The sequence below is a fragment of the Luxibacter massiliensis genome, from assembly GCF_900604355.1.
Taxonomy (GTDB): Bacteria; Bacillota; Clostridia; order Lachnospirales; family Lachnospiraceae; genus Luxibacter; species Luxibacter massiliensis.
The window spans coordinates 18,451-40,431 of the sequence record NZ_UWOE01000002.1 but is presented as its reverse complement, the minus strand read 5'-3'; the positions used below and the strand labels follow the sequence as shown (position 1 = coordinate 40,431).

Below are 21,981 nucleotides of genomic sequence, written 5' to 3'. Positions count from 1 at the left end.
TATCTTTTCGCACCCCCTTTCATCTATTAGACACAGAAAAGCAGTTCAATATTACTCATGAAATGATAATCATTGCAGATGGGTGGCAGAGAGAACGGGTAAAGGAAACACCGTCAGTGTAAGTGCTGGCGGTGTTATGCATACTGTGCGTGGGATTTCTTCTAAAATATGACTCCGGAGACAGGGTTATCTTTTTTTATATGTGAATATGATCCCGATGATGGAACCAATAAAGACGAAAGGCGCCAATCTTACAAACAGAAATTCAACGCCATGCAGTATGGTCCCTGCAACTGCATATTCCGGATTGCTGTAATCCCAGTCCAGATATTCTCCGTGCATCGCTGCAAAAGCAATAAAGCCTACCGCTATAAGCACACACAATGCAAGGAGCAGATAGCGGATCAGCCGGATCCGCATCCTGCTTCTTTTGGCAAACTGGAGGTTAATGCTTTCCAGTTTTTCAGAAATGCTTTTTAGGTCTGTTTCCTTTAGGTCGTGTTCCGGTACGGTTTCTCCAAGCAGTATGCTTACAGAAGTATCCAGTTCGTTTGCTAAGGAGATCAGCATACTGGAGTCAGGAACCGATAAGCCGGTATCACATAGTTAAAAATATTGGTGTCATTTAATCAATTTTGCCGATAAAGCGGTAGAAGATTTCTACCTCCTGTTCCCGGCTTCCGTCCTCACCTTTGACCGCTTCATGGACAACGATTTTTTCAATCAGCGTATTCAAAAGTTCGGCGGTCAGTTCTGTTGGATTGACGCACTCTTTCATCAAGGCAATCCATTTTTCTGCGTCTGCGGCGTTCTGGCTTTCAGTGGCGATAGCGGATTGAAGCTGTTCAATCTTTGTGTCCAGTTCAGCCTGTTCGCTCTGGTACTTCCCGGACAGCATAGAGAAGTTGTATTCTGTGATACGCCCCGCCGCCCAGTCCTCATACATCCGGGCAAACAGGGTATCGACTTCGGCTTTCCGCTTCTCCGCTTTGTTCAACTCTGCGGCTTGCTTCTTTCTTGCGGCGGCCTGTCCCTTGTCATTGGCGTTTAACAGCCGCTTCAAAAGCCGTTCTTCATCATGCTGTACCAGCCCCGACCAGTATTGCAGACGGGAGAGGACATAGGCGTAAAGCACATCATAGCGGATATAATGCATGGAGCATTGGCGTGTGCCCTGTCCGTACTTGCTACAATGATAATGGCCGTAAGGCTTGCTGTTCTGCCTGTTCTCCCCATAGGACAACGACCAGCCGCAATCCGAACATTTTACCAATCCGGAAAAAATCTGTGTTGTACCGTCCTTGCATTTTCTGCGGCGGTTTGCTATCTGCTCCTGTACCTGCCGGAAAACCTGTTCGCTGATAATCGGCTCCTGCGTGTTCTCCACCCGCACCCATTCACTTTGGGGCTTGCGTATCCTCCGCTTGTTCTTAAAGGAAATGTTTGTTTCCCGGTAGTGGATGGTATGGCCGATATAGGTTTCGTCTTTCATAATGCTCTTGACCTGCGCTATCGTCCATGCGTAGCTTTTTTCCTCTGGCGCACCCGCATAGATGTTTGCGAAAGTCCCGTCACGCTGGAAGTTGATAAATCCCGGCGTGGGAACCTTTTCCGCAATCAGTATTCTTGTGATACTGGCCGCCCCTCTGCCATGAATGGCGAGGTCAAAAATCTTCTCCACTATCCAGCGGGTTTCCTCGTCGATTATCAGCTTGTTTTTGATTTCCGGGTGTTTCCTGTACCCGATGGGAGCATAAGCGCCGATACGCTGTCCTGTGGCAAACTTTGCTTTGAAAGCGGCCTTTACCTTGCGGCTTGTATCTTTCGCAAACCATTCATTGAACAGGTTTTTGAACGGGACAAAATCGGAAAGCCCTTTCTCTGTGTCCTCATTCTCCGCAACGGCGATGTAGCGCACCCGTTTTTCCGGGAACAGAAATTCCAGATAGTAGTCCATCATCACATGTTCCCGCCCGAAACGGGAAAGGTCTTTCGTGACAATGCAGTTTACTTTTCCGGCTTCCACATCGTCCATCATGCGCTGAAAATCCGGGCGTTCAAATAATGAGGTGTGATAGCGATAGCGGCAAAAAGCTAATAAAATCAATGGTTTTGCGGACAGCGGATAGACAGGGAATGTGTTAAAAACTGAATACGCACACAAACGGCGTTACCTTAACCCCTTTGGGGGAGAAAGTAACGCCGTTTTTTTATGCCCGCAGGAAAGGAGGTGCAGCCGGAATGTATTTCACAAAGGGCAAGCAGCGGGCGTTTGAATTGCTCATGCAGCAGAAGCCGGGATTTGACCGCTATCAATCCGGTTGTGCCGGAGATGATGAAGATTGCGGCACTTGCCGTTTCTACCGCCCCGGGTGGAAATATGAGTTTTGCGTTTTCAAAGAGTGTCCCTATTGCCCCGGCAAAAGGACGCGGAAAACGCACGCCAGCATGGACAAATAGACGGGCAAAAGCCCTTGTGCCATGCGGCTTTGCAGACGCGAAAACGGCAAAGGGCATATTGCAATACCAAAACAGCCGAAAACGGCTTTCTAATTGTCCACGCATACCAAGAGAGGAAGTGAGGAAATATGGCAGTTTTCAGAGTGGAGCGAAATACGGGATATACCGTTATGAGCAACCACCACTTGCGAAACAAGGAATTGTCCTTAAAGGCAAAGGGCTTGTTGTCGCAAATGCTTTCGCTGCCCGAAGATTGGGATTATACCCTTGCGGGCTTATCCCATATCAACCGGGAGAAGATCGACGCAATCCGCGAAGCGGTAAAGGAACTCGAAAAAGCCGGATATATCGTGCGCAGCCGGGAGCGCGACGAAAAGGGACGCTTGCGGGGCGCAGATTACGTCATATACGAGCAGCCGCAGCCGCGAGAGCCGGAAGCAGCTACCAGCGGCGGACAGCCGCCTATATTGGATTTACCTACATTGGAAAATCCAACATTGGATAATCCAACGTTGGAAAAACCTACGCAGGAAAAACCTACGTTGGAAAATCCAACGCAATTAAATAAAGATATATTAAGTAAAGAACAATCAATTACTGATTTATCAAGTACCGATTCCATTCCTTTCCATTCCCTAAACCCCTTGCCCTTTGCGCATGGCGAAGCGGCTACGCCGCCGGAAAGGAAAAGAACGGAAGCGAAAAGCAATAGCGCAGTAGAGATTTACAGGGAGATTATCAAGGACAATATCGAATACGACCATCTCATTCAAAACTGCAAAATTGACAAAGACCGTTTGGACGAGATTGTTGACCTTATGCTGGAAACCGTCTGCACAGCCCGAAAGACAATCCGTATTGCCGGGGACGACTACCCCGCCGAATTGGTGAAATCCAAGTTTTTGAAGCTGAACAGCAGCCATATTGAGTTTGTTTTGGATTGCATGAGGGAGAACACAACCAAAGTGCGCAACATCAAGCAGTATCTAAAAGCGGTGCTGTTCAACGCGCCGAGTACCATTGACAGCTACTATACCGCCCTTGTCAATCACGACTTATACGGCGGCGAATGAGCATAGCCGCACTTTACCGGGAAAGGAGTTGATACCTTGCAGGAGGAAGTAACCCAAAAAACGATTGCCCTATACGTCAAAGTGGGAAAAGGCGCGGCGCGGCTTACCGAACAGGCGTTACAGAAAGCAATCCAAAAGTTTTTGGAGCAGAAAAGCAAACCCGCGCATGGGAAACAGACCATGCGGCAGCTTATGAAGCAGAACGCGGGTGTTTCCAACATCGAGATCACCGACAGCAATATTAAAGCCTTTGAGAGTACGGCGAAGAAATACAACATAGATTTTTCGCTAAAAAAGGTTAAGGGCGAGCAGACCCGTTACCTTGTGTTTTTCAAAGGCCGGGACGCGGACGTTATGACCGCAGCGTTTCAAGAGTTTTCCGCAAAGAAGCTGAACCGGGAGAAAAAGCCCTCTATCCGCAAAGCCCTTGCCGCTGCAAAGGACAAGGCGAAGCAGCTTAACGCCGCCCGCGACAAGGTAAAGAAAATGGACAGGGGGCGCGAGATATGAAGCAGATCAACTACAAAAAGCTGATACTTCCGAATATCCCCTATGTGTTCTTTGTCTATCTCTTTGATAAAGTCGGACAGGCGGTGCGGCTTGCCCCCGGCGCGGATATTTCTGCAAAGATACTGAATATCACACAAGGATTTTCCGCAGCCTTTGAAAACGCCTTGCCGAGCGTTTACCCGTTGGATTTGCTTGTCGGCATTGTCGGTGCGGTGATTATCCGCTTGATAGTCTATGTCAAAGGGAAAAACGCGAAGAAATACCGCAAGGGCGCGGAGTACGGCTCTGCCCGATGGAGTGCATAATCTTAAGTGTAAAGGAACTCTACATGGACGCACAGGAGGATATGCACATGAATGATTACAACAAAATCACAGCCCTTTACTCCCGTCTTTCCGTAGGGGACGAGGACAGGGACGGCGGCGAGAGCAACAGCATACAGAACCAGAAAATCTTTTTGGAGAACTACGCCAGAGGGCAGCGGCTGACGAATATCCGGCACTACATCGACGACGATGAAAGCGGCAGATTTTTTGACCGTTCTGCCTACTCCCGCATGATGGAGGACGTTGAAAACGGGAAAATCGGCGTTTGCATTATGAAAGACCTTACCCGCTGGGGGCGCGACTATCTCCAAGTCGGCAACGCTATGGAGATATTCAGACGGAACAACGTGCGTTTTATCGCGGTCAACAACGGCATTGACAGCGAGAAGCCCGACACATTGGAGTTTGCGCCCTTTATCAACATCATGTCGGAGTGGTACGCAAAGGACATCAGCAAGAAAGTGAAAACGGGCATTAAGACCAAAGGCATGAGCGGAAAGCCGATTGCCACCGAAGCCCCCTACGGCTATGTCAAAGACCCGGACAACAAGGATTTTTGGATAATCGACGAGGAAGCCGCCGAGGTTGTGCGCCTTATTTTCCGTTTGTTTATCGGCGGGAAGAACCGCAACCAAATCGCCGTATATCTGAAAAACGAGCAAATCCCTACCCCCACTTTCTACATGAAAGACCGGGGACGGGGAACGTGTAAAAACAAGGCGCTCAATGAGGATAACCGCTACAAGTGGAACAAAGCCACCTTGACCCATATCCTTACGCGGCAGGAGTATTGCGGCGATGTAGTCAACTTCAAGACTACAAAGCATTTCCGGGACAAGCGGAACCACTATGTAGACCGGAGCCAATGGCAGATAACCGAAAATGTGCATGAGCCGATTATTGACCGCGCCGACTTTGAAACCGCACAGCGGATTTTGGAAAACGCGCCCGTCAGACGCCCCAACGGGGACGGGGAAATCCACCCTTTGTCGGGCTTGCTTTTCTGTAAGGATTGCGGCGCAAAAATGCACATCCGCATAGATTACAGAAACGGCGGCAAGCGGCACGTTGCCTATTGCAGCGAGTACCACAAGGGGAAAGCCAAAAACCCCAAGTGCCATTCCCCACACATCATTGACGCTGACTTGCTTATGCAGACCGTCGCGGAAGTGCTGAAGAAAATCGAGGACTACTCTATCAGCAACCGGGCGGAGTTTGAAGCCTTAGTGAAAAAGAGCCTTGCCATGCAGCAGACCGACCAGACCAAGAAACAGCAGAAACGTATCCCGCAAATCACGACACGCCTTGAACAGATTGACAAGGTGCTGAATAAGCTCTATGAGGACAACGCCCTCGGCACTATCCCGCAAGACCGCTATGAGCAAATGTCGCAGAAGTATTCGGAAGAATACTACACACTGAAAACGGAGCTTGCGGGACTCCAAGAGCAGCTATCCGCTTATGAGAACGCGGGAGGGCGGGCGCAGAAGTTTTTGAAGCTGACGGAACGCCATGCCGCCTTTACCGACCTCACCCCCGCCATTCTCAACGAGTTTATCAGCAGGATTGAAGTGCATGAGCGCGACCAGAAAAGGGCGAGATACGCAATCCAGCACATCAGCATATATTTCAACTATATCGGCAGGTTTGAGAACGAAGTGACACAGCTTACAGAGCCAACGGAGCAGGAAATCCGGCAAATGCGGGAGAAAATCGAGGAAGCCCAAAAGGAAAAGAGCCGCGCCTACCACCGGCAGTATTCAAGGGAGTACCGGGCGCGTAACCTTGAAAAGCGACGGGAGTATGACCGCATGAAAGCACGGGAATACCGGGCAAAGAAAAAGGCACAGGAAGCCGCCGCAGCACCCGCACAGTAAAACCGAATACTGACAACCAAGAGGGATTTTCCGGGCTACGGGAAATCCCTCTTTTGCACCCAGAGAAAGGAGCCGCCTATGGCAGAACAGAACGGGACACCTCAATCCCCCGACAGTGTTATCACGACACAGAGGGACGGACAGACCATCGTTGCGGAGTTGTTTTTCAACCACAGCGGCACAGAAACATTCCGCGACAAGCTGCTCAAAGTGATACTTGCCGACAGCTTGCAGGACGGTCAAGAGCCGGAAAAAACGAAAATCACGCGATAGGAACCGCCCGGACGAAGAATGGTTCGCCGGGGCGGTTTCTATTTGAAAATCCCCATTTTCCCCAAGTCAAGAGCCGGGAAAATTCCCTCAAAAATGCCCCTCTCTCCAAACGAGGGCGCAGAAAGGAGAGTTTATGCGAACAGGGCTTCCCAAGCAAAAAAAGGTCACAGACATCTGGTTTGATGAGAAAGACCCGTTGATCCATATCCGTACCCACAACACCGACTTGAAGAAGCGGCTTGCCGCCTATGCCGAGCAGCACCCCGATGTGTGCCGCCAGACCGACGCAGACCCGGAAACGGGCTGCATGGAGTTTGACATTGAGAAAGGCCGCTTCTCTTTCCGTCTGACCGCCCCATACAGCGAGGAACGGCGGGAAGCGGCGCGGCGGTATGCCAGAGAGAGCAACGTCGCCGACAGGCTGAAATAGAGTTGAAATGTTCATAGTTTTGTGCTATACTTTTTCTAAAAGCAGAGTAATACTGCGGAATTGATTGGAGGACAACACAATGGTTACATTTATGAGATTAAGATAAAACCGCGAGTTATGTTGCGGTTATCCGTATTGCATAACTCGCTTATTGAAGCAGAGATGTAATTACGGAGGAAAAACAAATGAATAATAATTTATCACGCTTTGCAGACAGCAAGGTTTATTTTCAATGCCCAATTTGCACAAAATCAATGGATATACAAGGCAATAGCCTAATTTGTAGACATGGACATTGCTTTGATATTTCAAGATATGGGTATGTAAATTTGTTGTTAAAATCATCGCCCAAAACCAACTACAGCAAGCGGTCTTTTGACAACCGGCACCAAATTTTGGAGTATGGCATGTATGATGTTGTGTTGGAGAAAATCATACAGTTTATTTCTGATACGCCATCTATAAGAAACATTTTAGATGTTGGTTGCGGCGAGGGTTTCTATGCAAGGCAGATACAGCAAAGAACAGAACGAAACATCTTTGCCTTTGACTTGTCAAGGGAGGCAATACAGATTGCATCAAAAAAAGACAAGCGCAAAGCAGTGAAGTGGTTTGTTACTGACTTATCAAAAATCCCTTTGAAAGACGGAAGTATGGATTGTATTTTAGACATATTTTCGCCTGCACACTACAAAGAATTTCAGCGATTGCTATCTCCTAACGGATATGTTGTGAAAGTAATTCCTACGAAAAATCATTTGAGGGAAATCAGGACTAAAGTGCAAGCACACTTGAAAAATCCAGATTATTCAAATGAGTCTGTCGTTGAATATTTTGAGAAATATCTTAAAACCATTTCAAGAGAAACGGTTTCAGCCACCGTACAGTTGTCATCAGAACAAAGAATGTCGTTTATTGAAATGACGCCGCTTCTCTTTTGCGTTGAAAAAGATTGCGTTGATTGGCGTACTCTCACACATTTGACAATCGAAGCTGATGTTTTAATAGGAATGTATTAAAGGGCGTATTGATATTTAATATTCCCATTTATTGAGCAGAACGGAGTAAACCAAACACCCTAATCAAAAGGACAGCCGAGGAAATCGACTGTCCTTTTTCTGTGCCGACAGGTAGAAAGGAGTGACCACCCATGACGAAACCGAGAGAAAAAAACGCGAGGAATTGCAAGCCGAGATTGAGGACGGGAAGAAGAAAATCCGGCAGCTTGAAAATCGGGAAAAGGTGTTGCGGCAAAAGTTATCCCAAGAGGAACGCAGGACGCGCAGCCATCGGCTGATCGTCCGGGGTGCGGTCTTTGAGAGCATTGTGCCAGAAGCAAAGACCATGACCGACGAAGAAGCCGCCGCCTTTCTCCGGCTTGCCCTGACGAGCGAGGAAGCGCGGGGCTATCTGAAAAAACGCACCGAGGGCGGGAAAAGCGAATAATCCCTTTGGTACAAAGGGCGCACTTATACACCCTTACGGGTGCGTGCGCTCTGCCGAGGGCTTGTCGGCACAGAGAGAAAGCCGCTTGCTTCCCTCTCTGACCGACATTGGCGGCTTTGCCGCAACAAGGGGCTGCACCCCTTGCGCCGCTTACGCGGCTATCCCTGCACACCCACAAAAACAGTATACCCGCCTTTGGCGTCTGTACCATTTTTGCGGGTTTTCATTTTATCCGGGAGGTGATACCCATAGCCATCTATCATTGTAATATCAGCATTGTCAGCCGGGGCAAGGGCAAATCAGCCGTTGCCGCAGCCGCCTACCGAAGCGGCGAAAAGCTGACAAATGAGTGGGACGGAATGACACACGACTACACCCGCAAAGGCGGTGTTGTCCATACGGAAATTATGCTGCCACCCCACGCCCCGCCCTCTTTCTCTGACCGTTCAACCTTGTGGAACAGCGTGGAGCTTTACGAGAAAGCCGGGAACGCCCAGCTTGCCAGAGAGATTGACGCGGCGCTCCCCATAGAGTTATCCAGAGAGGAACAGATCCGGCTTGTCCGGGAATACTGTTCCTCTCAATTTGTTTCCAGAGGAATGTGCGTTGATTATGCCATTCACGACACCGGCAAGGGCAATCCCCATTGTCACATCATGCTTACCATGCGCCCCCTTGACGAGCGCGGCGCATGGGCGGCAAAGTCCCAAAAGGAATATGACCTTGATGAAAACGGCGAGCGTATCCGCTTGCCAAGCGGCAGATACAAGACGCACAAAGTTGACCTGACCGGCTGGAACGACAAGGGCAACGCCCTCTTGTGGCGTAAGGCATGGGCGGATATTTCAAACGCCTACCTTGAACGAGCCGGAAGCCCGGAGCGTATCGACCACCGCAGCAACGCCGAGCGCGGCATTGGCGAGATACCCACCGTCCACATGGGCGTGGCGGCTTGCCAGATGGAGAAGAAAGGTATTGCCACCGAGAAAGGCGAACTGAACCGGAATATCCAAAAGGCAAACCGCCTTATACGGGAAATCCGAGCGCAGATTGGAAAGCTCAAAGAATGGATTGCCGACCTGTTCAAAGCGTGGGAAACCGCCCCGGAACAGCCGCAACAATCCCCCGGTCTTGCAAATCTGCTGATGAAGTATTTGAGCGTTCAGAGAGAAAAGAGCCGGAAGTATTCGCAGCGTTGGCAACAACAGCACACAGCCGATGAACTGAAAACCATAGCGGCAGCGGTCAACTATCTGACCGAGCATGGTATCTCTACCCTTGATGAGCTGGACGCAGCCCTTTCCTCTGTCAGCGAACAGGCCGACACTATCCGGGCGGGCATGAAAACCGCCGAGAAGCGCATGAAAGAATTACAAAAGCTGATTGAATACGGGAAGAACTACACCGAGTACAAGCCCATTCACGACGAGCTGAAAAAGCTGAAAAATGGCTGGACGAGCAAGCGCGACAAGTACGAGGAAGCCCACCGCGCCGAGCTTACGCTATGGAACGCAGCGAGCCGCTATCTCCATGCAAATCTGCCGAAAGGGACAAAGAGCTTGCCTATCGCTGAATGGGAAAAAGAGTACGCCACCCTCAGCGGGGAGAGAACAGCGGAATATACCAAGCTGAAAGAAACCCGCGCCGAGGTTGCCGAGCTGCACAATATCCGCAAGTGCGTTGATATTGCGCTGAAAGCCGACCAGCCGGAGCAGACCCGCACCAAGCAGCACGACTTAGAACGATGAAAGGAGTTGAGATTTTTGTACTACACCCAAGAACAGATAAACCGGGCGAACCAAGCCGACCTTGTTTCTTTCCTGCAATCACAGGGCGAGCAGCTTACCCGCGCCGGGAATGAATACCGCTGGAAACGGCACGACAGCTTGACCGTCCGGGGAAACAAATGGTACAGGCACAGCCAGAGCAAGGGCGGCGGCCCCGTTGATTTTGTCATGGAGTTTTTCGGCAAGAGCTTCACCGAAGCCGTGGAACTTCTCACAGGAGAAAAGGGAGCCGCACCGCCGCCGGACAGACCTTGCCACGCGTCCCTTTCCGACTTCCGGCTACCGCCCCCAAACAACGACAACAGAATAGCGAGGAACTACCTCACAGCAGCCCGCCGCATTGATGATGATGTGACGGGCTTTTTCTTTGCCCGCGGCGATATTTACGAGGACGCAGCCCACCACAACGCCGTATTTGTGGGGCGGGACGAGGACGGAATACCGCGCTACGCCCACAGCAAGGGAACGGCGGGAAACTTCCGGTTTGATGTGAAAGGCAGCGACAAAGCCTTTAATTTCTGCTACCGAGGCGAGGGTGACAGGCTTTTTGTCTTTGAAGCCCCCGTTGACCTGCTCTCTTTCCTCTGCCTGTTCAAAAAGGCGTGGCAGAAGCAGAGCTATTTGTCATTGGGCGGCGTGGGAGAAAAAGCCCTGTTGCGTTTCCTCTCTGACCGCCCGAACATCAAGACCGTTTACCTCTGCCTTGACAGCGACCAAGCCGGAAACGACGCTTGCAGCCGCCTTGCGGAGCTTGTGCCGGAGGGCTTGACCGTCCACCGCCTTGTGCCGCTTTACAAGGACTGGAACGAGGTATTGCAGCACCGGGCAGAAATCACAGACGGGAAGTATATCCGGGAAGCGGTTTACGGATTGAAAGAACCGCCGCAGGAAGAAACCGTCGAGATTATCCGCATGAGCGAGGTTGACACACAGACCGTTGAATGGCTATGGGAGCCGTATATCCCTTTTGGGAAAGTAACCATTGTGCAAGGCAACCCCGGCGAGGGCAAGACCACCTTTGCCCTACGCCTTGCCGCCGCCTGCACCACCGGGGGAACGCTGCCGGGAATGAAGCCCTTGCCGCCATTCCAAGTGATTTACCAGACCGCCGAGGACGGGCTGGGCGATACCGTCAAGCCCCGCTTGATAGAAGCCGAAGCCGACCTTGACCGCGTGCTTGTGATTGATGAAGCCAAACGGGAGCTTACCCTCTCCGACGAGCGCATAGAAAAGGCAATCACGCAGAACGGGGCGCGGTTGATTATCCTTGACCCCATACAGGCGTACATGGGCGAAAAGACCGACATGAACAGGGCAAACGAAGTGCGCCCCATGTTCCGCCGCCTTGCCGATGTTGCCGAGCGTACCGGGTGCGCCGTTATCCTTATCGGACACTTGAACAAAGCCGCCGGAGGACAGAGCGCATACCGGGGCTTAGGTTCTATTGACTTCCGCGCCGCAGCAAGGAGCGTCCTGCTGATCGGGCGCGTGAAGCGGGAGCCGAATGTGCGCGTTATCGTCCATGACAAATCTTCCCTTGCGCCGGAGGGCAAGCCCGTTGCCTTTTGCCTTGACCCGGAAACAGGCTTTTCATGGATAGGCGAATATGACATAACCGCCGACGAGCTGCTATCCGGCGCGGGCGGGAACACCGCCACCAAGACCGAGCAAGCCGAGAAGCTGATACTTGACCTGCTTGCAGACGGGAAAGAACTTGCCAGCGAGGACATTGTAAAGGCCGCAGCCGAAGCCGGAATATCCGAGAGGACGGTACAGAACGCCAAGCGCAACATGGGCGGTATTTTAGGCGCAAGGCGTGTCGGCGGTCAATGGTATAACTTCATCAAGAAGAAGCAGCCACCCGAACCCGCAAGCTGAAAGTGCAAAACGCAGACCCTTTGCACTTTGCACTTTCGCACTTTCACAAGAATTTGCGTCAATAACTCAAAAAAGCACTTGACAAAACGCTTCATGGGGAAACGCCGAAGATATAAAGCCCTACATAGACCCGGATTTCCAAAACAACATCATTTTGACGCAGACGGAACGGCTTACCATGAACAGCCGCCCGAAGCAGCCGAAGTACGCGAGAAATAAGAACGTCGTCGTGATCGGCGGCAGCGGCAGCGGAAAAACAAGATTTTTTGTCAAACCTAATCTAATGCAGCTTCATTCCTCTTACGTCTTAACCGACCCGAAAGGTACGGTTTTGATTGAGTGCGGGAAGCTGCTGCAACGGGCGGGCTACCGCATTAAGGTACTGAATACGATTAACTTCAAAAAATCTATGCACTACAACCCCTTTGTGTATATCCGCAGCGAGAAAGATATTTTGAAGCTGGTAAATACGTTGATAGCGAATACCAAAGGTGAGGGAGAAAAAAGCGCGGAGGATTTTTGGGTAAAGGCAGAACGGCTTTTGTATTGCGCGTTGGTGGGCTACATCTGGTACGAAGCCCCCGCCGAGGAAATGAACTTTATTACCCTGTTGGAACTTATCAACGCCAGCGAAGCCCGCGAGGACGACGAGGAATATCAAAGCCCCGTCGATTTGCTGTTTGCCGACTTGGAAGAACGCGACCCCGACCATTTCGCGGTGAAGCAGTACCGAAAATATAAATTGGCGGCGGGCAAAACCGCAAAATCAATCCTCATTTCTTGCGGTGCGAGGCTCGCTCCTTTTGATATAAAGGAATTGCGCGATCTTATGTCCTACGACGAATTAGAACTTGACACGTTAGGCGACAGAAAAACAGCTTTGTTTTTGATTATGAGCGATACGGACAGCACGTTTAATTTTGTTATCGCTATGCTGCAATCGCAGTTATTTAATCTCTTGTGCGACAAGGCCGACGACGAATACGGCGGCAAGCTGCCGGTTCATGTTCGCTGCCTGTTAGACGAGTTTGCAAACATTGGACAAATCCCGCAGTTTGAAAAATTGATTGCCACAATCCGCAGCCGGGAAATCTCGGCTTCTATCATTCTGCAATCGCAGAGCCAGCTAAAAGCCATTTACAAGGACGCGGCAGAAATCATACTTGACAATGCCGACAGCACCTTGTTTTTGGGAGGGCGCGGGAAAAATGCAAAGGATATTTCGGAGAACTTGGGACGTGAAACAATCGACAGTTTCAACACTTCCGAAAATCGCGGCACGCAGGTTTCTCATGGCCTCAATTATCAGAAATTGGGAAAGGATATGCCATACTTGTTCGTGAAGAGTTCAGTTGCCTTGAATTTATCATGAACAGGGACACGATCAACTGGATTCTGAAAAAACTGAATACAGGAGGTCGAACATGGAGCATTTACCAAAGAAAATCCATCAAAACGGCATCAGCTACACGCTGGTGGGAGACTACTACATCCCCGATTTGAAGCTGCCGGAGGAAAGCCGCCCCATTGGACGGTGGGGCCGGATGCACAAGGCGTTTCTGCAAGAACACCGGCCCGGCCAGTACAATGCACTGCTTCTGTCGGGAAAACTCTGGACATATCTTGCTGACCTGAACGAACAGGCCGCTGACCGACTGGCGTGTATCGTCTCGCAGATGCAGGAGGCAGAGAGTGTCACCGAGGAACTGAAAGCCCGTGACCAGCTTGCGTGGGTCGGAACCATGAACAGCATTCGCAGCCGGGCAGAGGAAATCATCCTGTCTGAGATGATTTTTGTCTGAGGGAGGTGGACGCATGATTCTGGAAGAAATGTATAACGGCAGATTTTATCCATGTGAAACGGTGGTCGCTGATTCACCGAGGTTCAAGCAGGCAGTCAAAGCCAGCGCCGCCCTGATGGACGCCTTATCGGAGCGTCTGAGCAAAGAGGACTATGCACTGGTTGAAGAACTGCGGGAGCAGGTGGCAATCGCTCAGTGTGAGGAAAACGAAAGCCACTTCAAATACGGCTTTTCGGCGGGGCTGCTTGTCCAGCAGGAAGCCCATGCGCAGGTGTCGCAGAAAGACAAAGAATAGCATCTTCAATAATGGCTGTTCCCAAACTGGGAACAACCACCACAACAGAATACAGCTTCACAAAAGCCATTTGCCAATCAACCGGCGGATGGCTTTTTTGCCGCTCAATTTCACTTCCGCTTACGTCTGGCCTTGCGGTTGGGCGGGATGGGGCTGGCCTTTCCTCTCATATTGTTGGGGCTTTTGAGCTGCTTGGACAGGCTCAGTATCCGCAGGAACGCCGAGAAGTCCTCCGAGGAAATCTTCTCAAAGGGTATCTGCAACTTATCGCAGAACTCGTGGATCAGCATTTCTGTATCGCTGCCCTGTCCTATGGCCTGCTCAAATTTTTTCTTCACATCATCCAGCGTGGGCTGCGGGTCGGCGGTGGTCTTGTCCTTGCGGTGTGCTTCCCGGATGTCCCGGACGATGCTGTCCAGATCATCGTGCATAACGTGGCTGTAAAAATCGCTTTCCTGCACCTGCCCCAGTTCCAGCGTCCGCATATAGAGGTCATCTTCTCCGGGCGCATACTTGCTCATGACGGTCTGCCGGGTGGCCTCCAACACCAGATTCATCTGCTCCACCCGCATATTGGCGATCTGGTCGATGCAGATTTCCATGTCTATCATCAGCCGCCGGAAATTCGGGTGGGTAGCCAGTTCGCAGAGAAGCCGGTTGTTGATTTTGCCGCTGCTCAAAAGTTCCACCATATCATCACTCAGATGCAGAGATTGAAGTTCTGTGTTTGGGTGATTTTTATTTTCCGTCAGCCCCATCAGATAGTCGGTGGACACGCCGTAAAAGTCCGCCAGCGTTGCAATCGCAAACGGGCTGATGTCCTTGTAGTCATCGGTTTCGTATTTTCCCAGCGCGGATTTAGACAGGCCGGTCTGCTCCGCCAGTTGTTCCAGCGTCAGGTGCTTGTCCACCACCCGCAGGTCTTTGAGCCGCTCCGGGATTGTCAGCTTTGCGTACATCCAAAGCCCCCTCTCTCGTTATCGTTTTTCAGTGATTACACCCATTATAGCACGATTCCATAAGCGTGGAAATATGCGGATTTCAAGCGTTTTTCCGACGTTTTGGATATACGGGAAAGAGCCTCTTTTTTCGGTAAACTGGTTCTTGCAGACAGGCACAGAACCTTGAAAATCGAATGACCGGCTGCAAGGGGTATGGCCTCCGGGGAAGTGACGCCAGGACAGAAATCGAGCGCACCAAAGAGGCCGATACGCCGGGAAAAATTCCGGGCAGGAGCGGCTTGCAGGCAGACCGGCAGACAGAAACAAGTTTATCAATCATGCGGGGCGCATGGCTCCGCAGCAAAGAAACGGAGGAAATCATTATGACACTGAGTATGAAAGAAAAGAAGATTCTCTACGCTTACGGCTGTCCCAGCCATCACAATACGGTGACACGGCTGAAATGGCTGACGGCACTGACAGTTGACCCGGAGGCCAAACGCCGGATGCTGGGGCTGGCCCGGAAGGTGGAGACGGAGGTGGGCGAAAGCTGGTACGAGGATTTTTACCACCATCTGCGCATGGAGATGGACGAGTACCGCCGTCTCAAGCGCAGCCTGCGTGTGCTGAAATCTTACACTGATTATGAGGAGGATCTGTATGAGGAAGCTGTCTAAGTATGAGAAAGAAACCATCATCAACTGGAACGAGGCGGAGAACCTTGCCAGCATCTACACCTTCAACGCCAGCTTGAAGCGCAGGCTGGCTGATTTCAGCCGGAAGTACCCGCTGCTGTGCCGATTGGAGCGCAGCACGCCGGAGGGCAGCGTGACCTATGTGCTGGACAAGTCCCGGCTGTCGATCCGGCTGGTGCCGCCGTACAGCGAGGAACGGAAAGCCGCTGCCAGCGCCTACGCAAAAGAGCATGGCTTTCAGGTGGTAGGGGCGGAAGAAAAAATCGCCTGAAACCGGGGCGTTTACGGAAAAAATGACGGGTCTGCACCCGCTGTTTTGACCGGCAATCCCCGCAGGCGTATTCCGTATCCATTCCCCGTCTATGGGTGCAAATGTGCGGATACGGAGCCGGTGAAACTGGCAAACACCGCTTCTGCGGTGGAAGCCAGCTTCGCCGGTGCGGGAGTACAGAGGGCAGCCAGCCCTTTGTGCCGGGGTGCAGGGGCGGCAGCGCACTGCTGGGGTCAAGGGGCAACGCCCATTGGCAGGTTAAGGGCGGCAGCCATTATCGGGTCAAGGACGAAGTGCCTTGGCGGGTTGAGGGCAGCCGCCCCATCGGGTCAAGGGTGAAACGCCTTGCCCAGGGAGAGTTGATGCCTGCGTCAACTCGTACTGGGTATTACCTGACGCAGACTTTCGCAGGATTTGCGGCTTCGCCGCCTTTCCCCGTCCCCGGAACATCTTCGCAGGAAGGAGGAAATCTGTTTGAAACTGACACGACACAACGGGCGCTCCGGCAAGCATGGCACCTATAATCCCCGCCACAATGACCGCCGGTTCGATGTGGAGAACAGCGAACACATTGACACAGAGCGGGCCAGACAAAATATTTACTGGGACTGCTACCGGGGCTTCACGACACACGAGTTCCGGGAGAACCCGGAGCAGCCGGATTTCAGCTTTGAGGAAATCGAGCGGATGTACTACTACGAGCATTATTCTGACCATGTGGAGGCGCAGAACGCCCGGAATGAGAAAACCCGGCACACCGAGCGCAACCGCACTGTGGTGGACTTGCTGAAAAACAACAAGACCTGCCCGGAGGAAAGCATCTACCAGATCGGTACGCTGGAAGAATCCGTTCCGCCGGAAACGCTCTTTCGTATCGTCAACGAGTTCTATGAGGAATTTGAGCGCCGCTTCGGTTCCCATATCCACATCTTAGATTGGGCGCTCCATCTGGACGAGGGGACGCCCCACATCCATGAGCGCCATGTGTTTGACTGCCAGAACCGCTACGGGGAATTGTGTCCCCAGCAGGAAAAGGCGCTGGAGGAACTGGGCATCCCTCTCCCGAACCCGGACAAGCCAAAAGGCAGGCACAACAACCGGAAACAGACCTTCGATGCAGTCTGTCGGACGATCCTGCTTGACATCACGAAGCGGCATGGGCTGCATCTGGATCAGGAGCCGTCCTACGGCGGGCGGGAGTATCTGGAAAAGCAGGACTATATCCTGATGAAGCAGAAGGAACAGTTGGCGGCGCAGGAGCAGAAACTGGAAGAACTGACGCTCAAAATCGAGGACGTGGAGACGCTGCTGGATGATGTTGCCGATGTGGCCTATGACAAGGCGGTGGAGGTGGTGACCGATACTGTCCGTCAGGAGACACACAAAGAAGATATTCGTTTGGTGGAGGAAACGAAAAAATGGGTGCTTTCACCGGAGCGGAAGGCCTCGAAGAAAGAGCGTGACTACGCCGCCGCCCGTCTGGATGGAGTGATTACCAAAATCAAGCGGGTCATGCAGAACGCTTTGGCAAAAATCCAGAAAACGCTTATGCAGCCGGAGGTCAAGAAGGCCGGTAAGGAGAAGATTAAGGAGAAGGCCAGAGAATCCATCTTGGAGAAGCTGTCGAAAGGCAAGGTGGACGCTGACCGGGATAACCGGGAACGCTGGGAACGGGAGGGGCGGATCGCTCCGAAAAAGAAACACGATATGGAGTTATGAGGCATCTGATTTCAAGATTCAGGTGCTTTTTTCTCTGTCTGGAGGTGAGAAAATCGAATGTATTTGAAGCGGTGAAGCAGTCTGTCACCACAAGGCAGGCTGCGGAAATTTATGGGATTCAGGTAGGAAGAAACGGGATGGCCTGCTGTCCCTTCCATGATGACAAACATCCCAGCATGAAGGTTGACCGCCGGTTCCACTGCTTCGGCTGTCAGGCGGACGGTGACGTGATTGATTTTACCGCCCGTCTGTTTGGCCTGAGCGGTAAGGAGGCGGCGTTGAAGCTGGCGGAAGATTTTTCTGTCCGCTATGACGCCAAAGGCCATGACCCGCCCCGCAAAAGGCCGGTCAAACGGAAAATCAGCGAGGAACTGCGCTACCGGCAGGCGGAGCAGAAATGTTTCCGGGTACTGTGCGATTACTTGCATCTGCTGGAACGCTGGGAGAAGGAATATGCCCCGCAGACGCCGGAGAAAGCGTGGAATCCGCTGTTCGTGGAGGCCCTGCAAAAGAAACCGTACACGGAGTATCTGCTGGATATTCTCCTGTTTGGCAGCATGGAGGAACGTGCTTCCGTAGTCGCTGAGTATGGAAAAGAGGTGAGGAAGATTGAGCAGCGAATATCAGAGTTTACCGCCAGCCACCCGGAAGGCCGCAATGAGCGCAGCCGAAGTCTTAGCGCCGGAGCAGAGCGTTGACGAGGTACGGGAAAGCCTGTCCGTCACGGAGAAGGGCCTGCCTGCCAACACCATCGGCAACTGCCGGACGGTATTCTGCCATGACCCGTTGCTGCGGGACGCCATCCGGCTGAACCTTTTGACTGACCGGGTGGACATTGTGCGGGATTTGGGCTGGCGCAGAAATACCAGCGCCCTGACGGATACAGACGTGAAGTATCTGCTTCTCTATTTTGAACAGACCTACGGCCTGACCAGCGAGAAAAAGATGACGGCGGCCCTCTCCATCGTGGCGAATGAGAACTGCTACCATCCTATCCAGGACGTGCTAAACGGCCTTGTCTGGGACGGGACGCCCCGCATCCGCTCCTGTCTCCATCACTTCTTAGGTGCGGACGAGAGTGACTATGTGGAGGAAATGCTGAAGCACTTCCTTCTGGGGGCGATCCGGCGGGTATTCCGCCCCGGCTCCAAATATGAGGAAATGCTCTGTCTGGTGGGCGGTCAGGGGGCTGGCAAGTCCAGCTTCTTCCGCCTGTTGGCGATCCGGGACGAGTGGTTCAGTGATGACCTGAAAAAGCTGGACGATGACCGGGTGTATTTGAAGCTGCAAGGCCACTGGATCATCGAAATGTCAGAGATGCTGGCGACCAGCAGCGCCAAAAGCATTGAGGAAATCCGCTCCTTTATCAGCCGCCAAAAGGAAACCTACCGGACACCCTACGAGGCCCAGCCCAAAGACCGGCTGCGGCAGTGCGTGTTCGGCGGTTCGTCCAACACGCTGGACTTCCTGCCCCTTGACCGGGCCGGGAACCGGCGCTTCCTGCCGATCATGATTTACCCGGAGAATGCGGAGGTTCACATTTTGGAGGACGAGGACGCCTCCAGAGCTTATCTTTTGCAGGTCTGGGCGGAGGCCATGACCATCTACCGCAGCGGCCACTACTCTATGAAGTTCAGCAAGTCCATTCAGCGCCAGCTGGTGGAGGTGCAGAAGGATTTCATGCCGGAGGACACGGAGGCCGGGCAGATACAGGGCTTTCTGGAACACTACACCGGCAGCATGATCTGTTCCAAACAGCTGTTCAAGGAGGCCCTGGGCCACACCTATGACGAGCCGAAGCGGTGGCAGCTGCACAATATCAACGAGATCATGAACACGGTGGTGACAGGCTGGAAACCATTCTCCAATCCCCGGATGTTCGCCGGATATGGCAGACAGCGGGGCTGGGAACGGGACGTTTCCGGCAACGAACTGCCCGGCAACGAAGATGGATTTGTGGAGCTGACCGAGGAAGAATGCCGCCAGTTGGAACTTCCGAAGGAGTGGAGCGCCTGAAAATGGCGGTCTGTTGCCGGGACGGTTGTCAGTTGGTTGCCGGGTTTGTTGCCGGGGATTTTCCGGTCTGGATGCGGAAAAAGCCTATAAATCAGGCATTTTCTAATATCTATCTCTATCTCCGGCAACGAAAGCAACGAGATTTTTCAAGAAAATTTAGAAAGTAAGATTTGCAGGCCAGACGGTAGTTTACAGGTTTTTGGAGGTTCGTTGCCGGACTTCGTTGCCGGTGTGCTGCCCGCTGGCCTGTCACTCTATGGAGGTAGCCTATGGAAAAAAGCAAGCAGCAGAAAAATAAAGTCCGTTTTGTGGTGGTGCGGGAGTTCTCCGGGGAGAAGTCCATGCGGGAAGCCTTTGAGCAGCTCATTGAGCGCCAGACCTGCGAACACTTCGAGGAATGGCTGGAACAGCATGAGATGGCGGAGAACGCTGCCTAAAAACGGTTGATTCAGGGGCAGGGGCATGGTATTATAATGGTATCGTGTCCCTGTTCATAGAAGGAGAACGCTATGAGCAGGAAAAAACAAGTCTATGAGAAAATCACCGCTCTCTACTGCCGTATCTCTCTGGATGACGGCGGCGACAATGAGAGCATGAGCATCAGCAACCAGAAAATCATGCTTCGGGACTTTGCTGAAAAGCATGGAATGTTCCAGTATGAGTATTATGTGGATGACGGCTATACGGGCCGCAATTTCAACCGCCCTGCCTTCCAGCGCATGATCGCTGACATTGAGGCGGGGAAGATCGGCTGCGTCATCACCAAAGACCTATCCAGACTTGGTAGAAATTATATTGAAGCTGGCAGCTATATCGAAATCTTTTTCCCCAAACACAATGTACGCTATATCGCCATCACAGACGGCGTGGACAGCCTGACCCGTCAGGAGATGGATATTACGCCCTTTAAGAATATCCTGAACGACATGTACAGCCGGGATATTTCCAAAAAGGTGCTGGCGGGACGTATGACCCGTTCCCGGCAGGGAAAGTTTTGCGGCGGGCAGCCGCCGCTTGGCCTGATGCGTGACCCGGAGGACAAAGGGCATCTTATCCTTGACCCGGAGACAGCGCCGGTTATCCGAAACATCTATGATATGGCACTGGACGGCTGGGGCTGTATGCGGATCGCAAAGCAGCTCATGGATGATAAAATCCCCATTACCAGAGTAAAAAGCAATACAGAATGTGATTTGAACTACTATTCATGGGGGAGCGCAAGGATCAGCCATATCCTGAGAAATCCATTCTATAAGGGCGCACATCTTGTCTGCCGGACACACCAGAAAGGCATCCGCTCCAACACCTATGATATTATTCCCCGTGACCAGTGGGAAGTGATTGAGGGCTGCCATGAGGCGATTGTGACGCCGGAGGAATGGGAACAGGTGCAGGAAATCATTGACCGCAGGCCAACCATTATGAAAGGCAACGCCTGCCCCTTCTATAACCTGTTCCACGGGCTTGTCTACTGCGCCACCTGTGGGAAATCTATGCAGGTACGGTATGAAAAGGTCGGCAGAACCGGCAAGAACCGCTTCACCGGGGAGATGCGGGAACCGATTGACAAGGCGTACTATATCTGCCAGACTTATAACCGCATGGGATGCAAGGTCTGCTCCAGCCACAAGATCGAGGCCAGAGATTTATACAATCTGGTGCTGAAAGACATTCAGGAACTGGCGGCGCAGGCCATGAAGGACGCCGATGCGTTCTACCAGCGGCTCAGCAGCCGGATGGAGCGCCGGTATCTGGTGGACGCTTCCCAGACCGAGAAGGAACGCCAGCGGCTGGAAGCCCGGAATCAGGAAATTGACGGGATGTTCCTGAGCCTGTACACCGACAAGACAAAGGGCATCCTGACTGAACAGCGGTTTGTGAAGCTGACGGCGGCGCTGGAACAGGAGCAGGAATCGAACCAGAAACGCCTGCATGACCTGGCAATGATGCAGAGTCGGGCGGATGCTCAGGAGAGCGAAGTCCGTACCTTTATCAAAGAAATCCGGCGCTATTCCGCCATTGAGGAACTGGACGAGGCAGTGCTGAACCGGCTCATCAGCCGGATTCTGATCGGCGAGGTCAAGAAGGTGGATGGCCAGAAGGTGCAGGAAGTCAGGATTGTTTATAACTTTGTCGGGGAAATCCCGGAGATTGCAGCGTAAATAGTTTGCCCCATCTCTCT

Annotated in this window: 23 protein-coding genes and 2 pseudogenes; 22 read left to right on the top strand and 3 right to left on the bottom strand. The window is 52.2% G+C overall.

Features of this window, described 5'->3' with window-relative positions; genetic code table 11:
• Positions 1-186 precede the first annotated feature (186 nt).
• Positions 187-570: an XRE family transcriptional regulator gene (locus EFA47_RS18115; RefSeq protein ID WP_122644613.1), complete on the bottom strand. Its 384-nt coding sequence runs from the start codon at positions 568-570 to the stop codon at positions 187-189.
• A gap of 55 nt (positions 571-625) precedes the next feature.
• On the bottom strand, positions 626-2,122 hold the full coding sequence (locus EFA47_RS18110) for a recombinase family protein (protein ID WP_087255374.1): 1,497 nt from the start codon (positions 2,120-2,122) through the stop codon (positions 626-628).
• A gap of 119 nt (positions 2,123-2,241) precedes the next feature.
• On the opposite strand from EFA47_RS18110, the gene EFA47_RS18105 reads away from it, so the two are divergent.
• The 14 genes and pseudogenes from EFA47_RS18105 to EFA47_RS18040 all read left to right on the top strand — a co-directional run bounded on the left by EFA47_RS18105 (position 2,242) and on the right by EFA47_RS18040 (position 14,157).
• Entirely contained in the window at positions 2,242-2,460 is a 219-nt protein-coding gene (locus EFA47_RS18105; protein ID WP_002604486.1) for a hypothetical protein, read from the top strand.
• Positions 2,461-2,588: 128 nt separating this feature from the next.
• The gene (locus EFA47_RS18100) at positions 2,589-3,533 is read left to right on the top strand and encodes a DUF6017 domain-containing protein (RefSeq protein ID WP_002604485.1); all 945 of its coding nucleotides are present in this window, start codon (positions 2,589-2,591) and stop codon (positions 3,531-3,533) included.
• A 36-nt stretch (positions 3,534-3,569) separates the two neighbouring features.
• Complete coding sequence (locus EFA47_RS18095) at positions 3,570-4,043, top strand: PcfB family protein (RefSeq protein WP_002604484.1); 474 nt, start codon at positions 3,570-3,572, stop codon at positions 4,041-4,043.
• Positions 4,040-4,339 (top strand): annotated as a pseudogene (locus tag EFA47_RS18090) (recombinase); the annotation flags it as partial. The gene EFA47_RS18095 and the pseudogene EFA47_RS18090, both read left to right, overlap by 4 nt.
• Positions 4,340-4,395: 56 nt before the next feature.
• Positions 4,396-6,246, top strand: a complete 1,851-nt coding sequence (locus EFA47_RS18085) for a recombinase family protein (protein WP_330512250.1) — start codon at positions 4,396-4,398, stop codon at positions 6,244-6,246.
• Positions 6,247-6,324: 78 nt separating this feature from the next.
• Positions 6,325-6,519 carry a transposon-encoded TnpW family protein gene (locus tag EFA47_RS18080; protein WP_022030172.1) on the top strand — a complete coding sequence of 65 codons (195 nt, stop codon included), beginning with the start codon at positions 6,325-6,327 and terminating at the stop codon, positions 6,517-6,519.
• Positions 6,520-6,652: 133 nt separating this feature from the next.
• Positions 6,653-6,949 carry a P-loop NTPase family protein gene (locus tag EFA47_RS18075; protein WP_070087571.1) on the top strand — a complete coding sequence of 99 codons (297 nt, stop codon included), beginning with the start codon at positions 6,653-6,655 and terminating at the stop codon, positions 6,947-6,949.
• Positions 6,950-7,134: 185 nt separating this feature from the next.
• Entirely contained in the window at positions 7,135-7,968 is an 834-nt protein-coding gene (locus EFA47_RS18070) for a methyltransferase domain-containing protein (protein ID WP_002584969.1), read from the top strand.
• A 121-nt stretch (positions 7,969-8,089) separates the two neighbouring features.
• Positions 8,090-8,395, top strand: a complete 306-nt coding sequence (locus tag EFA47_RS18065) for a DUF3847 domain-containing protein (protein ID WP_002584968.1) — start codon at positions 8,090-8,092, stop codon at positions 8,393-8,395.
• A 116-nt stretch (positions 8,396-8,511) separates the two neighbouring features.
• Positions 8,512-10,143 (top strand): MobQ family relaxase, encoded by a 1,632-nt coding sequence (gene mobQ / locus EFA47_RS18060; protein ID WP_330512238.1) that lies wholly within the window; start codon positions 8,512-8,514, stop codon positions 10,141-10,143.
• 15 nt (positions 10,144-10,158) lie between these two features.
• A complete protein-coding gene (locus EFA47_RS18055; protein WP_016147286.1) occupies positions 10,159-12,060 on the top strand; it encodes an AAA family ATPase in 1,902 nt (633 codons plus the stop codon).
• Between the two features lie 85 nt (positions 12,061-12,145).
• Positions 12,146-13,387, top strand: a pseudogene (locus EFA47_RS18050) (VirD4-like conjugal transfer protein, CD1115 family); the annotation flags it as partial.
• Between the two features lie 97 nt (positions 13,388-13,484).
• Complete coding sequence (locus EFA47_RS18045; protein ID WP_122644611.1) at positions 13,485-13,862, top strand: TnpV protein; 378 nt, start codon at positions 13,485-13,487, stop codon at positions 13,860-13,862.
• Positions 13,863-13,875: 13 nt separating this feature from the next.
• The gene (locus tag EFA47_RS18040) at positions 13,876-14,157 is read left to right on the top strand and encodes a DUF6809 family protein (RefSeq protein ID WP_122644610.1); all 282 of its coding nucleotides are present in this window, start codon (positions 13,876-13,878) and stop codon (positions 14,155-14,157) included.
• Between the two features lie 110 nt (positions 14,158-14,267).
• Here the strand turns inward: EFA47_RS18040 and EFA47_RS18035 are convergent, their stop codons facing one another.
• On the bottom strand, positions 14,268-15,116 hold the full coding sequence (locus EFA47_RS18035; RefSeq protein WP_060776046.1) for a helix-turn-helix domain-containing protein: 849 nt from the start codon (positions 15,114-15,116) through the stop codon (positions 14,268-14,270).
• A 176-nt stretch (positions 15,117-15,292) separates the two neighbouring features.
• Between EFA47_RS18035 and EFA47_RS20405 the strand changes: the two genes are divergently transcribed.
• From EFA47_RS20405 to EFA47_RS18000, 8 genes are all read left to right on the top strand, one after another.
• Complete coding sequence (locus EFA47_RS20405; protein WP_235853373.1) at positions 15,293-15,775, top strand: hypothetical protein; 483 nt, start codon at positions 15,293-15,295, stop codon at positions 15,773-15,775.
• The gene (locus EFA47_RS18025) at positions 15,759-16,064 is read left to right on the top strand and encodes a hypothetical protein (protein WP_055220683.1); all 306 of its coding nucleotides are present in this window, start codon (positions 15,759-15,761) and stop codon (positions 16,062-16,064) included. The genes EFA47_RS20405 and EFA47_RS18025 overlap by 17 nt, the downstream gene beginning before the upstream one ends.
• 101 nt (positions 16,065-16,165) lie before the next feature.
• Positions 16,166-16,588: a hypothetical protein gene (locus EFA47_RS19995; RefSeq protein WP_164690065.1), complete on the top strand. Its 423-nt coding sequence runs from the start codon at positions 16,166-16,168 to the stop codon at positions 16,586-16,588.
• Complete coding sequence (locus tag EFA47_RS18015; protein WP_122644608.1) at positions 16,539-17,783, top strand: serine/arginine repetitive matrix protein 2; 1,245 nt, start codon at positions 16,539-16,541, stop codon at positions 17,781-17,783. The genes EFA47_RS19995 and EFA47_RS18015 overlap by 50 nt, the downstream gene beginning before the upstream one ends.
• Positions 17,780-18,481: a CHC2 zinc finger domain-containing protein gene (locus tag EFA47_RS18010; RefSeq protein WP_122644607.1), complete on the top strand. Its 702-nt coding sequence runs from the start codon at positions 17,780-17,782 to the stop codon at positions 18,479-18,481. Before EFA47_RS18015 ends, EFA47_RS18010 begins: the two co-directional genes overlap by 4 nt.
• The gene (locus EFA47_RS18005) at positions 18,441-19,799 is read left to right on the top strand and encodes a virulence-associated E family protein (protein WP_122644606.1); all 1,359 of its coding nucleotides are present in this window, start codon (positions 18,441-18,443) and stop codon (positions 19,797-19,799) included. Before EFA47_RS18010 ends, EFA47_RS18005 begins: the two co-directional genes overlap by 41 nt.
• Before the next feature lie 269 nt (positions 19,800-20,068).
• On the top strand, positions 20,069-20,236 hold the full coding sequence (locus tag EFA47_RS19990; protein ID WP_164690064.1) for a hypothetical protein: 168 nt from the start codon (positions 20,069-20,071) through the stop codon (positions 20,234-20,236).
• 72 nt (positions 20,237-20,308) lie between these two features.
• Positions 20,309-21,961 carry a recombinase family protein gene (locus tag EFA47_RS18000; RefSeq protein ID WP_122644605.1) on the top strand — a complete coding sequence of 551 codons (1,653 nt, stop codon included), beginning with the start codon at positions 20,309-20,311 and terminating at the stop codon, positions 21,959-21,961.
• The last annotated feature ends 20 nt before the right edge of the window (positions 21,962-21,981 follow it).

Bases quoted from the DNA above. Each gene is read 5' to 3' on its own strand.
- EFA47_RS18115 (WP_122644613.1), bottom strand. From the start codon at position 570: ATGCTGATCTCCTTAGCAAACGAACTGGATACTTCTGTAAGCATACTG.
- EFA47_RS18105 (WP_002604486.1), top strand. From the start codon at position 2,242: ATGTATTTCACAAAGGGCAAGCAGCGGGCGTTTGAATTGCTCATGCAG.
- EFA47_RS18100 (WP_002604485.1), top strand. From the start codon at position 2,589: ATGGCAGTTTTCAGAGTGGAGCGAAATACGGGATATACCGTTATGAGC.
- EFA47_RS18085 (WP_330512250.1), top strand. From the start codon at position 4,396: ATGAATGATTACAACAAAATCACAGCCCTTTACTCCCGTCTTTCCGTA.
- EFA47_RS18080 (WP_022030172.1), top strand. From the start codon at position 6,325: ATGGCAGAACAGAACGGGACACCTCAATCCCCCGACAGTGTTATCACG.
- EFA47_RS18075 (WP_070087571.1), top strand. From the start codon at position 6,653: ATGCGAACAGGGCTTCCCAAGCAAAAAAAGGTCACAGACATCTGGTTT.
- EFA47_RS18070 (WP_002584969.1), top strand. From the start codon at position 7,135: ATGAATAATAATTTATCACGCTTTGCAGACAGCAAGGTTTATTTTCAA.
- EFA47_RS18045 (WP_122644611.1), top strand. From the start codon at position 13,485: ATGGAGCATTTACCAAAGAAAATCCATCAAAACGGCATCAGCTACACG.
- EFA47_RS18040 (WP_122644610.1), top strand. From the start codon at position 13,876: ATGATTCTGGAAGAAATGTATAACGGCAGATTTTATCCATGTGAAACG.
- EFA47_RS18035 (WP_060776046.1), bottom strand. From the start codon at position 15,116: ATGTACGCAAAGCTGACAATCCCGGAGCGGCTCAAAGACCTGCGGGTG.
- EFA47_RS20405 (WP_235853373.1), top strand. From the start codon at position 15,293: ATGACCGGCTGCAAGGGGTATGGCCTCCGGGGAAGTGACGCCAGGACA.
- EFA47_RS18025 (WP_055220683.1), top strand. From the start codon at position 15,759: ATGAGGAAGCTGTCTAAGTATGAGAAAGAAACCATCATCAACTGGAAC.
- EFA47_RS19995 (WP_164690065.1), top strand. From the start codon at position 16,166: ATGTGCGGATACGGAGCCGGTGAAACTGGCAAACACCGCTTCTGCGGT.
- EFA47_RS18010 (WP_122644607.1), top strand. From the start codon at position 17,780: ATGAGGCATCTGATTTCAAGATTCAGGTGCTTTTTTCTCTGTCTGGAG.
- EFA47_RS18005 (WP_122644606.1), top strand. From the start codon at position 18,441: ATGAGCGCAGCCGAAGTCTTAGCGCCGGAGCAGAGCGTTGACGAGGTA.
- EFA47_RS19990 (WP_164690064.1), top strand. From the start codon at position 20,069: ATGGAAAAAAGCAAGCAGCAGAAAAATAAAGTCCGTTTTGTGGTGGTG.
- EFA47_RS18000 (WP_122644605.1), top strand. From the start codon at position 20,309: ATGAGCAGGAAAAAACAAGTCTATGAGAAAATCACCGCTCTCTACTGC.